This window comes from Citrobacter sp. NCU1 (assembly GCF_010231475.1).
In the GTDB taxonomy this organism is placed as follows: Bacteria; Pseudomonadota; Gammaproteobacteria; order Enterobacterales; family Enterobacteriaceae; genus Citrobacter_D.
Map to the genome: position 1 here is coordinate 1 of NZ_NRDO01000115.1, position 12,324 is coordinate 12,324.

The 12,324-nt window shown below is 49.5% G+C and carries 8 protein-coding genes and 4 pseudogenes; 2 read left to right on the forward strand and 10 right to left on the reverse strand.

The features are described from left to right. Positions 1-58 precede the first annotated feature (58 nt). From CJP72_RS24590 to CJP72_RS24615, 7 genes and pseudogenes are all read right to left on the reverse strand, one after another. Positions 59-2,068 (reverse strand): annotated as a pseudogene (locus CJP72_RS24590) (RHS repeat-associated core domain-containing protein); the annotation flags it as partial. A gap of 526 nt (positions 2,069-2,594) precedes the next feature. Continuing rightward, positions 2,595-2,756, reverse strand: coding sequence for a hypothetical protein (locus CJP72_RS25760; protein ID WP_238340168.1), 162 nt, complete (start codon positions 2,754-2,756; stop codon positions 2,595-2,597). 212 nt (positions 2,757-2,968) lie between these two features. Next, positions 2,969-3,442 (reverse strand): SMI1/KNR4 family protein, encoded by a 474-nt coding sequence (locus CJP72_RS24600; protein ID WP_162383852.1) that lies wholly within the window; start codon positions 3,440-3,442, stop codon positions 2,969-2,971. Between the two features lie 3 nt (positions 3,443-3,445). Beyond that, the gene (locus tag CJP72_RS25765) at positions 3,446-3,748 is read right to left on the reverse strand and encodes an HNH/ENDO VII family nuclease (protein ID WP_255498466.1); all 303 of its coding nucleotides are present in this window, start codon (positions 3,746-3,748) and stop codon (positions 3,446-3,448) included. An 87-nt stretch (positions 3,749-3,835) separates the two neighbouring features. Beyond that, a pseudogene (locus tag CJP72_RS24605) lies at positions 3,836-4,168 on the reverse strand (RHS repeat-associated core domain-containing protein); the annotation flags it as partial. Between the two features lie 99 nt (positions 4,169-4,267). Next, positions 4,268-4,606 (reverse strand): DUF7716 domain-containing protein, encoded by a 339-nt coding sequence (locus CJP72_RS24610; protein ID WP_162383853.1) that lies wholly within the window; start codon positions 4,604-4,606, stop codon positions 4,268-4,270. Between the two features lie 30 nt (positions 4,607-4,636). Continuing rightward, positions 4,637-5,441, reverse strand: a pseudogene (locus tag CJP72_RS24615) (HNH endonuclease); the annotation flags it as partial. A gap of 145 nt (positions 5,442-5,586) precedes the next feature. Between CJP72_RS24615 and CJP72_RS25770 the strand changes: the two are divergent. Continuing rightward, positions 5,587-5,851, forward strand: a pseudogene (locus tag CJP72_RS25770) (SymE family type I addiction module toxin). 53 nt (positions 5,852-5,904) lie between these two features. Here the strand turns inward: CJP72_RS25770 and CJP72_RS24620 are convergent. The 3 genes from CJP72_RS24620 to CJP72_RS24630 are packed head-to-tail and all read right to left on the reverse strand — an operon-like array spanning position 5,905 to position 10,876. Further along, positions 5,905-6,207: a DUF7716 domain-containing protein gene (locus CJP72_RS24620; protein WP_162383854.1), complete on the reverse strand. Its 303-nt coding sequence runs from the start codon at positions 6,205-6,207 to the stop codon at positions 5,905-5,907. Positions 6,208-6,221: 14 nt separating this feature from the next. Then, positions 6,222-10,421, reverse strand: a complete 4,200-nt coding sequence (locus CJP72_RS24625) for an RHS repeat-associated core domain-containing protein (protein WP_162383855.1) — start codon at positions 10,419-10,421, stop codon at positions 6,222-6,224. A 17-nt stretch (positions 10,422-10,438) separates the two neighbouring features. Then, positions 10,439-10,876: a DcrB-related protein gene (locus CJP72_RS24630; protein ID WP_162383856.1), complete on the reverse strand. Its 438-nt coding sequence runs from the start codon at positions 10,874-10,876 to the stop codon at positions 10,439-10,441. A gap of 288 nt (positions 10,877-11,164) precedes the next feature. On the opposite strand from CJP72_RS24630, the gene CJP72_RS24635 reads away from it, so the two are divergent. Then, positions 11,165-12,181 (forward strand): hypothetical protein, encoded by a 1,017-nt coding sequence (locus CJP72_RS24635; RefSeq protein ID WP_162383857.1) that lies wholly within the window; start codon positions 11,165-11,167, stop codon positions 12,179-12,181. The last annotated feature ends 143 nt before the right edge of the window (positions 12,182-12,324 follow it).

The following is a 12,324-nucleotide window of genomic DNA, read 5'->3' on the forward strand; positions in this document are numbered from 1 at the left end:
GGAACAATTTGAAAACCAGAATCTCGCTTAGGGTTGTGTCCACATTACGTGGGTAAGATCAAATAACATCATCGAATGATGCAGAATATTTCTGCGCTTGGGACAGCATCGTCTGTTGCTCTTTAATGGCAAAATGAGCACTGCCAATTGAACTTTCAGGGTTACGTAGAGATTTAGCCCAATCATCAACATATTTTGCTTCTATAGCAGTTCTTTTTCCATTTATATTAACGACATGATCTGCTATCCCATTAACTTTACTTCCATTGACAATAGCACTATATTCTCTTGATGATTGAGATAACTTACCACCATACATATTCTGTATTTTTTCTTCATACGCTCTGGCTTTAGCGTTACAACTTGATAACCCCCAAGGATCAATCCACCCCAGCGGATTCGGCGCATACTGATAAAGATTCCAGCCACCGTTTAGCCCAATCGGATCCTGAACAATAAACCGTCCGACCTGCGGGTCGTAGTAGCGGAACAGATTATAGTGAAGTCCGGTTTCGCTGTCAGCATACTGCCCGGCGTAGCGCAGGGGCTGATGGGCGAGGGCGGTGTGCTGCAACGCGCCGGTGAAGCCTGCCGTCTGATGTCGTACTTCGCCGAAGCTGCCGTAATGACCACTCCAGCGCACGTTTCCGCGTACGTCGGTAACTTCCAGCGGTGCGCCGTTCAGGTCAGTACTGAACCAGTAAATCTCACCCTGTTTATCGGCGAGCAGATGGTCGATTCGCGCCAGCGGACTCCACGCTTCGTTCGGGTCATAAAGGTATGTGCTGCATTGCCCGCCGTCGTGCTGCTCCTGCAACAGGCGGTATCCCTGCCAGAGGAAGCGGGTTTCGGTGGTGCCGTGGGCGGTGGCGACCTGTTTTCGCGTGCGCCTGCCGAGAGCATCATACTGATAGTGCGCATGGAAACGTCCCTGCGGACCGGTGCCCTGCGCCGATATCAGGCGGTTCTCTGCATCCCAGACATAGTGCTGTTCATACAGACCGCTGCGGCGGCGGACCAGGTTGCCCCAGGCGTCATACTGCATAAACAGATTTTGCCAGTGCTGCAGCCGGTTATCGGTGACCGGCGGGTCGTTATCATTAGCGGCGAGGTTATCCGCAGCGTCATAACGAAAATGTGCGCTGCTGTGCCCCTGTTGGGCTTCGTAATGTTTTAACAGGCGACCTTCGGCGTCGTATCCGTAATTCACTTCGCCACGCAAACTGTCGCTGACGCCAGAAAGTTCGCCTCGGGCAGTATAGCGATAAAGACGCCCGAGTATCGCCTGTTCTGGCAGGGCGACTTCGGCGTTTATTTCACTGCGCTGCCCGGTACGTCTGCCGAGGCTGTCGTACTGGCGGAGCTGACCGCGTGCGCCCTGAGTCCGGTGCGTTTCCCGGTGCAGACGGTCACGGGTGAATTCGGTGACCAGCTGCTGGCCAAAACGGATGGCGCTGACGTGGCCGGAACCATAATGCAGCCAGGAAATCGGCTGCTCACCGGGCAATGTCAGGGAAGTCAGATTATTCAGCGCATCCCACTGGTAGCCAACCTCGCCATTCACCCCGGACTCGCTGAGCATACGTCCGGCGCTATCACGGATCAGGGCAATTTCATCGCTTTCGATACCCAGCGCGACACCATCGGGTGTGGGGGTGCGCAGGATGCGGGTGAGTTGACCACCCAGATTGCGGAAATAACGATATTCAGCGTGGCGTTGGCTGCGCCCGGTCATCAGACCGCTGTCGTCATAACTGAACTGCTGTAAACGACGGGCGATGCCCCTGTCGGCGGCAGGTCTGCCGTTTTCCTGGAGGGCGCAGAGAAAACCCCGGGCATCCCATTCCATCTGGCGGGATGTATCATCCGGGCGCGTTTCACTGAGCGGGCGACCCACGGCGTCATAGGTAAACCGGTATTCACCGCCGTTGCCATTCTCCAGTCGCAGCAGGTTGCCGCGCGGATCGTAGTGCCAGCGACGGGTACGACTGATACGGTCAGTGAGGCTGATCGGCTGGGTGAGATCTGAGGCTTTATAGACCCATTCCGGAACTTCGGACTGGACGGGCAGCATCGGCTTCGGGCTGCCCCCCACGCCGACATTGCCCGAACCGGTCATGATCTTTGTGTAACAGGTGGTGCGATCTCCCAGACGGGACGCGGGCAGGTTATACTCGAAGATACTTCAGGGTTATTAATCATTCTTAATGAGTATTTAAAATCCTTTTCTCGTAAGGAATCAATAAATTACATATCCACATCCTGAATATTTTCACTCTTTAGTAAATTAAATTCACTCATCCAGTAATAATCAAACTCCGCTTCATCTCTTGAATCTAATACATTGTCAGCATTTAATGATTTAAATAAAATATCCTGGAGGGTCGTGTTATATATCCTCCGCTTTCTGTCTAACTTGCGTTATATATATCATGTGGATCTTTGTTTTTATTCAGCACAACAGATGGCTTGTTACCTTTATGGCAAGTCAGAACTAATTTTTCGCCATCCTCTATCGTACGTACGCCATCGATAACACATAGCACACAGAATAAAGTATCATCAGCAGTACGTTTAATTATCTTATTTATAAACTATTTGATATCATCGGTGTGGGAATTATAAAAATTAGATACATCAACCAATTCTTTTGATGGTTTCTTACCTGGTGGTGACTTCAGTAAAGATACTACATCCACCACTGCGGCATCTTTCACAACAATATTTAATGCATCTATAAATTTCTCAGAATCCATTTGACTCACATTAATATTCAAACGAACCAGTAACTGACTGTTGATATAAAAATAAACGCATTGATTATTAATTATTTAATATCCACCTTAATCTTTGTGCCATCTGAAAGAGCAGGCAATATATCACTTATGCTGGATACTTGCAAAAACAGCAGAGAATAAATAAAAGTAAGCCGGGAGGGTTTTGTTTCTTCCGGCTTTAATTTCGAAAATTATTCTTCCAAAGATGCAGATATTTCTTGAAATAAAAATTCGGAGAAGCTATTTGAAATAATATTTTTATTTCTTTCTCTTTTAAATGACAAATCTGTTTCTACAACAACCGCTTCTCCCGAAGATCCTATAATGGACATGTCCAGAGAAAATGAAGGGCCATAGCCAGATGATAGTATTTTTATCATCTTATCATCGATATCACCTAGTTTTCTTGCCTCTAAAGTTACATATCTAACATCAGGTGCAGAATTAGCAAATAGTCCTTGTTTCGATATTCCATAAAATGACAGCCCATTAAACATCAAAGTCCCATATTTTCTGAGGAACATTTTATAAGAGTCACAAAAGGAAAGACCTAACGACGCTTCATAAGCGAGAATCGTATCTTCTGATGCTGGACCACTGCTATAGTAAGTCTCACCACTGTCTGCGATTAGTGTTTCAATTTTTAGAAATAATTCATCATTCATGGTTCAACTCTCCGTGAAATCCAATGCGCGTGTTTTCCAGTAATTGCTCTTCCATCGATTAAAAGGGCCTCGATTCATTGATGGTGGAGCGCTATTGTATGTGTATCGTGTTCCATTCGGACCTTTCCAGCTTTTATCCCACTGATTCGAATACATATGAAGTACACGATCATTTTGGCTATGATAGCTACTTAAAATCTCCACCATGGGTCCGGATTCGTCTTGTGTAAGGTGATGGAGGTTTATTTCTAATCCATCCTGGCCAACTGGAGCATTTCCTGCTCTCATTCTTTGAATATTAGTCAAACCGTCAGCGTCTACTCTGTGAGGATCAAATAAATTGTTCCTCTGATATACTTTACGCCCATTGACATTTTTATCCGTCCAACATTTAAGACCAAGCGGATCAATCCACCCCAGCGGATTCGGTGCATACTGATAAAGGTTCCACCCACCGTTTAACCCTATCGGATCCTGAACAATAAACCGTCCGACCTGCGGGTCGTAGTAGCGGAACAGATTATAGTGCAGTCCGGTTTCGCTGTCAGCATACTGCCCGGCGTAGCGCAGGGGCTGATGGGCGAGGGCGGTGTGCTGCAACGCGCCGGTGAAACCTGCCGTCTGATGCCGCACTTCGCCGAAGCTGCCGTAATGACCACTCCAGCGCACGTTGCCGCGTACGTCGGTGACTTCCAGCGGTGCGCCGTTCAGGTCAGTGCTGAACCAGCAAAAAACTGCAGAAAGTTGGAGTGTTTAGCATATTAAACGGTAGAGGGTAATAAAGATTCGGTAAGAATTGACAATCATTAATTCTTACCGAGTTTTTTAAAGATCTAAAAAGTCATCATGTTCTAAATAATAATTTAGTGCTCTTACATATTCATCAATTGTAGCAGATGATTTCTGATCACTAATTGATGATATAACATCTGCAAACTGCTCTCCTGAATAGATATAAGAAAATTTTTTCTGCTGAACAGGAAGTGGATATATTTCTTTATCATTTTCGACTATAGGGTAATCAGAGATAAAATATTTATTATCAATAATTAAATCATCATCACTATCACTACCATATAGACAAAAATTATCATCCTGACATTTTGTATCCCTCATGTAGGTGATAAATTCAGCTAAACTATATTCTTTATTTCTTTTCAACATATAATATATCCTCTATCTGAGTGATAAATATCAGCATTTTTTACCTGTTGCACTATTTAGTTTTCCCTGCCGCCCTGGCTTACCTCCACCCCATATATCTCGCCCTCCTGACCCGGTAGGGTGATACAGTGCGTGGTTTGATCGGTGATCGAATCTATCAACTAAAACCAGTCTATTTACGTCTTCGTGATGATGCCATATTAACCCTGTTGGACTTCTTCCCATATCACCATTTTTAACCCATTCTCTTAATTGGGGGTAGCGTCCCAGCATATCTCTTCTAAAAGCAGGGTCGGTATTCATTTTATTAACAAAATCAGTATTAGCCCTATTAAACTGAACAGAGTCACTTGCATACTGATATTGAGGATCAAGTGAGAAATCACGGAATATATTATATTCGCCATTATTCGGCCTGTTTGCTTGCCCGTCTTCGTGCTGCTCCTGCAACAGGCGGTATCCCTGCCAGAGGAAGCGGGTTTCGGTGGTGCCGTGGGCGGTGGCGACCTGTTTTCGCGTGCGCCTGCCGAGAGCATCATACTGATAGTGCGCCTGAAAACGTCCCTGCGGACCGGTGCCCTGCGCCGATATCAGGCGGTTCTCTGCATCCCAGGTATAGTGCTGTTCATACAGACCGCTGCGGCGGCGGATCAGGTTGCCCCAGGCGTCATACTGCATAAACAGATTTTGCCAGTGCTGCAGCCGGTTATCGGTGACCGGCGGGTCGTTATCACTGGCGGCGAGGTTATCCGCAGCGTCATAACGAAAATGTGCGCTGCTGAGCTTAGTAGTGTTTTAGCAGGCGGTACAGCGAATCAGACCCGTAGTGTTGTTCTTACATTCCAGGAATGACTGCGCCAGAGTAGCGTAAGCTACCGCCACACCCTGATAAAATATCTATCTGCACGATAGCTATTCTACTATTTAATCAATGGGTTAAACACTAAAATATAAAATAAGTGACTCAACGATATTGTCAGATGAGTTTTTTCAGGGCCTTCTCCGAAAATAGTACAACAGGCATGACCACGTATTATTCACGCGTTGACGGTTTGTATTTAAAAGGTGACTGGCTGAGGTGGGATTTGATACCGGGTGAGTGTTTCCGTGAAAATATCAGAAGGGTGCCTGACCATCATCGCTGACAGTGACGAGGTACAGGAACTGGGGGAGGAACTTTATCAGGTTAAACAGGTGGTTAAGGGGATGCGGAACGGGATGTTTAGTGTGCTGAACGGGGATTAAAAAATAAAAGGCCGGAGATATTTTATATTTCCGGCCAGATAGACTATTAATAATTAATCAAGAAAATCATCTTCTTCAAGATAATAAACTACAGCATCTAATAAATCATCCTTTGTTGCATCAGGATGATGTTCAAGTTTGTTTTCAATTATGGCTGTGAATGTAGGGAATTCTAACCACGTTTTATAAACATCCTCCATATCATCATCTTCCTCTTCTGACTGTGGAACATAATAATTAGAGTTATTAATTATGGCTTTCTTATTGAGGAAGTTGTTATCCACATAAAACCCCCCAACCTTAGGTAGTTTTTTATAAATAGCCAGCAAGCCATCAAAACCTTTAACAGTCTTCATATAAATCCTTATTTTCAACGACACCCAGAACCACCACCCCACTTCTTACGTCCGCCAGAACCATCAGGATGATAGATTTTGTGATAGGTTTTATGATCATTAAAATCAACTAAACTAAGAGCCCCATTTCTATTCTCATGATGCCACGTCATACCTGGTGGTGAATATTTACTAAATTTACCAGTCGAGCTTGGCTGTATATGCTCCACAACACCTGGGTATTTAGTCTGCATTTCTCGTCTGAACGCTGGGTCATTTTGCATACGTTCATAAGCAGACTGATTACCACGCCTAAAATGTTCCGCATCTGATAATCCATATTCTGAAGCATCTAAAGTGTGCTGATAGAATGTATGATATTTTCCAAGTTCACGTTGCCCCTCTCCGTTATATAACCCCAAAGGGTCAATCCACCTTATTGGATTCGGTGCATACTGATAAAGGTTCCATCCACCGTTTAACCCTATCGGATCCTGAACAATAAACCGTCCGACCTGCGGGTCGTAGTAGCGGAACAGATTATAGTGGAGTCCGGTTTCGCTGTCTGCATACTGCCCGGCGTAGCGCAGGGGCTGATGGGTGAGGGCGGTGTGCTGCAACGCGCCGGTGTAGCCTGCCGTCTGATGCCGCACTTCGCCGAAGCTGCCGTAATGACCACTCCAGCGCACGTTTCCGCGTACGTCGGTAACTTCCAGCGGTGCGCCATTCAGGTCGGTGCTGAACCAGTAAATCTCACCCTGTTTATCGTCGCGCAGATGGTCGATTCGCGCCAGCGGACTCCACGATTCGTTCGGGTCATAAAGGTATGTGCTGCATTGCCTGTCTTCGTGCTGCTCCTGCAACAGTCGGTATCCCTGCCAGAGGAAGCGGGTTTCGGTGGTGCCGTGGGCGGTGGCGACCTGTTTTCGTGTGCGCCTGCCGAGAGCATCATACTGATAGTGCGCCTGAAAACGTCCCTGCGGGCCGGTGCCCTGCGCCGATATCAGGCGGTTCTCTGCATCCCAGGCATAGTGCTGTTCATACAGACCGCTGCGGCGGCGGACCAGGTTGCCCCAGGCGTCATACTGCATAAACAGATTTTGCCAGTGCTGCAGCCGGTTATCGGTGACCGGCGGGTCGTTATCACTGGCGGCGAGGTTATCCGCAGCGTCATAACGAAAATGTGCGCTGTTGTGCCCCTGTTGGGCTTCGTAATGTTTCAGCAGGCGACCTTCGGCGTCGTAGCCGTAATTCACTTCGCCACGCAAACTGTCGCTGACGCCAGAAAGTTCGCCACGGGCGGTATAGCGATAAAGACGCCCGAGTATCGCCTGTTCTGGCAGGGCGACTTCGGCGTTTATTTCACTGCGCTGCCCGGTACGTCTGCCGAGGCTGTCGTACCGGCGGAGCTGACCGCGTGCGCCCTGAGTCCGGTGCGTTTCCCGGTGCAGGCGGTCACGGGTGAATTCGGTGACCAGCTGCTGGCCAAAACGGATGGCGCTGACGTGGCCGGAACCATAATGCAGCCAGGAAATCGGCTGCTCACCGGGCAATGTCAGGGAAGTCAGAGTATTCAGCGCATCCCACTGGTAGCCAACCTCTCCGTTCACTCCGGACTCGCTGAGCATACGTCCGGCGCTATCACGGATCAGGGCAATTTCATCGCTTTCGATACCCAGCGCGACACCATCGGGTGTGGGGGTGCGCAGGATGCGGGTGAGTTGACCACCCAGATTGCGGAAATAACGATATTCAGCATGGCGGTGGCTGCGCCCGGTCATCAGGCCGCTGTCGTCATAACTGAACTGCTGTAAACGACGGACGATCCCCCCCTCGGCGGCAGGCCTGCCGTTTTCCTGCATGGCGCTGAGAAAACCCCGGGCATCCCATTCCATCTGGCGGGATGTTTCATCCGGGCGTGTTTCACTCAGCGGGCGACCTACGGCATCATAGGTAAACCGGTATTCACCGCCGTTGCCATTCTCCAGTCGCAGCAGGTTGCCGCGTGGATCGTAGTGCCAACGACGGGTACGACTGATACGGTCAGTGAGGCTGATCGGCTGGCCGAGCACGTCATACGTCCAGTTGACTTCACTTTCCAGCGGGTCGCACCAGGCGGCGAGTTGACCGCGTGCGTTCCACCGCAGCGATTCGCGGCTGCCGTCCGGGTGAATCACTGCGCTGAGCAGTCCGGCATCGTTCCATTCGCGGCGCGTGATATTGCCCTGCGCATCGACACTGGCAACCAGTTGCCCGAGGTGGTCGTAGCTGAAATGGGTGATGCTGCCGGAGCAGTCGGTGCGTTGTGTCAGCAGCCCCTGCCGGTTCCACGCCAGTTGCACCACGCCACCGGTGGCATCCGTGATGCTGTCTGGCAGTATTTCGTCTTCAGCAGGGTAGTGATATGTGGTTTTGTTGCCGGAGACATCGTCTTCCGACAACAGGCGACCCTTGAGGTCATAAATGCTTTGTGATGATGTTCCATCCGGGTAAACCGTACGGGTGATCCGGTCCGTCAGGCGGTACCAGTAATATTCGGTACGACGACCGGCCGGGTCCGTCTCCTGCGTCATCCGGCCATACTTGTCCCATAAACTGCGGCGAATGGCGCCGCCTGGCAGGACAACATCGCAGAGCTCGCCATCGCGATAAATAAACGCGGTCTGGCGGCCGTCAAAATCGGTAAAACGCGCGACGTTATCATCGTCGTCAATGAGCCAGTGCGCTTGCGCGCCGTCATCACGAATGGCACGGCGGGTGCCGTTGTCAAAATCGTATTCGAACGTCAGCTGCTCGCCGCCGTTGTGCCGGAACGCGACCACGCGCGGCAGTTCGTTAATTTCCTGCCAGCGGTACTCACTCAGCAACCCGTTCGCATCCTCGTGGGCGCTCATCAGGCCATCCTGCCAGTGGAAACGTCTGCGCACGCTACCGCCCCGGCCCGTTACCGAAACGAGCTGGCGCTGTTCATCATATGCATAGCTGACCAGGCAGATTGTCTCATCTTGCCAGACGCTGGCAAGCCGCTCATTATCATAGCGGCAGACCACACGCTGCCCGGCGCTGTCGGTCAGCGCATGCAGAGTGTGGTTGTCGTTCCACTCAAACAGAATATCATTGCCGCAGGCGTCAGACAGTCGCTGTAACAGAGAAGGCGACGCGTCGCCCAGTGGGGCATAGTGCCAGCGCTCGCCGCTAATGTCGTACACCGACCAGCTGTTATCAGGGTGATGCTCCAGCCAGCATTTTTCGTCTGCACAGTATGTCCGCAGACCTTTCGGCACACTCGGGAAAGAAACGTAATCCCCGGAGGGCGCGCGCCAGACCAGGCCATCCTGATAACGTTCCAGGCGGGTTTCCCAGAACAGGCTCCAACCCCGACCGAGGACGCTGTCGCCGGGGTTACCGCTGCGCCAGTATCGCTGCCAGCGTACGGGCAGGCGGGAAGGGAGGACGAAATCCAGCTCGTCATCACCGCTGAGAAACTTCTGCCCGCTGACCATATCCACCGGACGGGCAACGATCCCTGCGGCGGCCACGCCGGTCATCAACGTGCCTGCGCGGCAGGCAATACGGCTAAGTTTGTTAATACCGGGAATTTTGTCAAGCAGCTTAGCCAGTGCTCCCACCTTACCCGCAGCGCCCCCCCAGCCCCCGAGCAATCCGCTAAACAACAAGGTGAGATCTGAGGCTTTATATACCCATTCCGGGACTTCGGACTGGATGGGCAGCATTTGTTTCGGGCTGCCCCCCACGCGGACATTGCCCGAACCGGTCATGATTTTGGCGTCGCAAGTCGTGCGATCCCCAAGACGAGACGCGGGCAGGCTATTGATTGATACTCGCGAAGAGCCTTCCGCCATCTGCTGAGAACCGTCGTCAGAGCACGCCACTATACTGTTGGTGGTAAGTGCAGCGGGTTTACTGTTGATAAAAACATCAGGCGAGCCGGTCGTGATGACGCCTTTTTTCGTCATACTGGATGCCCCGGCATCCGCGATGCTGTCTCTGGCTGCGCTTGCCAGTTCACCGGTGAGATAACCGACAGCAAGGCTTGCGCCAACAAGCAGTACGCCTACGCCAAGACAAGACGCCCCCAGGCCCGCAATAAACATTGCACCCGCCGCGATACCGCCTACGGCAGCAATTAGGCCGCCAACGAGGGTTCCGGCAATCATCCCGGCCAGCGCGCCGGAGTGACCAATATCATCCCCCGCACGTGCAGCTTCAAACATAACAATAATCCTTATCGTTAAGCGTGGAGGCGAAAACTCCCGAGCAGGGAAAGAAACAGATCGCTGTCGCGGCCTGTCAGCGCTGTTGCGGAGGTCATGGTAAAGACCAGAATATGCGCATCCTGCATGTTAAAAACGGCCTGCTGCTGCCAGATGCGTTTTCCGTCGCGCAGGTAGCTGGCGTGCACATTTTCGCCTTGCAACAGGTTATCGCCCAGCACGACAACACGGCGTTCGCTTTGCTTCCAGCCTTTAAGATGTTTTTCCATCAGCACCAGTTGACGGTCGATGTAAGTCGAAAGATTTTCACCAGGGTTCAGCGCGTCGCGGGAAATATTGAACGCCGGTGCGTCAGCGGCAGGCTGAGTGAAAATATTGACTGAACGGTCCTGATAACCTTCAGGAAGCGTGATCAGTCCTTCATTAAACAGGCTGGATTGAGAGCGTTCTGGCATTAAGCGGGTCCCACCACATGTTGCAGAATAGTTAATGCTGTCACAGGCTCCTGATGCTGACTACTACAAGATATAGTAGCTTCCGTTTAAATCAGACACTTCTTAACTGTGCTTGCATATATTTGTTTAATAAGTGTTTTATGGGAGGTTTCAATGCGAGATCTGATGAGGATACGCGCCGTTAGCAATCACAGTTTTTTTACCCTTAATGCGGCACAATCGTTTATTCTGGTTTCTGTTTGCAACAGTGCTCATTAGCCGTGGCGATAATATTTTACAGGTGATTTCATGGGGTATATTTCAGAAAAATATCAACGTACATATCAACGAGAGTACGAAAAAGAAGCTGAGAAAAATGCCTGTATATGGATGAGTTCGGAGGATTATTTAGCTGAATGCCTGGATATTCATGAGAATTGCCATAAAGATGATTCACTTCAGGAGCAGGTGAGGTCATGGCTTTTTATGCTGAGAATGAAACGTACCCCCGATTTTCTGGGATACAAAACAGCGATATTATCAAACAATATGGAGGTACTTCATTCCGCTTTGCTTCAGTCAGCCATGATTAAACATGTGACGCTGGGAGTGGATTCAGGATGCGATCACTGCATTAATATAGGGATAACTCTGGATATTCTTGCGGCAGGTCTGTTTAACCGTATTCCACTTCTTTTGCCTGAAAAGTGTGGCATGAGTGGCAATGGTCATCCTGTAGCAATAGCGATAACTAATTTAGTCATGGCGTTATGGTACAAACGTACTGACTTTGAAGCTGATGCCAGGAAAAAAGCGGAAGCGGTACTTGCATCTAAGCAAGCTGCAATCGATCTCTTGACCATCCGTTATCTTCTGGCACTCCTTGATGGAAATGTTACAGAAGCAGGGAATCAGCTTGATTTATATTGTAAAAATGTACCACAGGTGAGGGAGTACGGCGTCTCTAAACTTAATAAAATGTTCTGGCCACATGCGCATGGGCTATATAATCTTGCTTTTGCTGTTTGGGGCAGCGAAAAAGCCAGCGCTATGCCAAAACCAGAATCAGATTGTTTCTTTAACGAACTGTCGGAATGGCAAATTAAACATAACTATCCCCATGATCGGCTATTTTTTGATTACCCGCAGCCCATTGATGTCATTAATACAATTATATCGAGTAGACCACCGGAATGTACGTTGCATCAACCCTACCTGGCTACAGATAAACAATATAAAGAAAAGAGATATCTGCATGCAGAATATTTTGAGCAACAGATGACGGAGATAATTTTGGAAGCGCTGTTGCAAACATCGCCGCGCTAAAAAACGCTGCCGTTTTTTTTCGTCAGCGGCACTAAACATGCGCGCAGTTGCGTTTCTACGATATTATTTGAGACGTTATGAAATAAATATCCTCCGGCATAGCCGGAGGTTTTTCATATGCGCCTGTAAGGCTCTGTCACCAG

Bases quoted from the DNA above. Each gene is read 5' to 3' on its own strand.
- CJP72_RS24630 (WP_162383856.1), bottom strand. From the start codon at position 10,876: ATGCCAGAACGCTCTCAATCCAGCCTGTTTAATGAAGGACTGATCACG.
- CJP72_RS24625 (WP_162383855.1), bottom strand. From the start codon at position 10,421: ATGTTTGAAGCTGCACGTGCGGGGGATGATATTGGTCACTCCGGCGCG.
- CJP72_RS24635 (WP_162383857.1), top strand. From the start codon at position 11,165: ATGGGGTATATTTCAGAAAAATATCAACGTACATATCAACGAGAGTAC.
- CJP72_RS25760 (WP_238340168.1), bottom strand. From the start codon at position 2,756: ATGGATTCTGAGAAATTTATAGATGCATTAAATATTGTTGTGAAAGAT.
- CJP72_RS24620 (WP_162383854.1), bottom strand. From the start codon at position 6,207: ATGAAGACTGTTAAAGGTTTTGATGGCTTGCTGGCTATTTATAAAAAA.
- CJP72_RS24600 (WP_162383852.1), bottom strand. From the start codon at position 3,442: ATGAATGATGAATTATTTCTAAAAATTGAAACACTAATCGCAGACAGT.
- CJP72_RS24610 (WP_162383853.1), bottom strand. From the start codon at position 4,606: ATGTTGAAAAGAAATAAAGAATATAGTTTAGCTGAATTTATCACCTAC.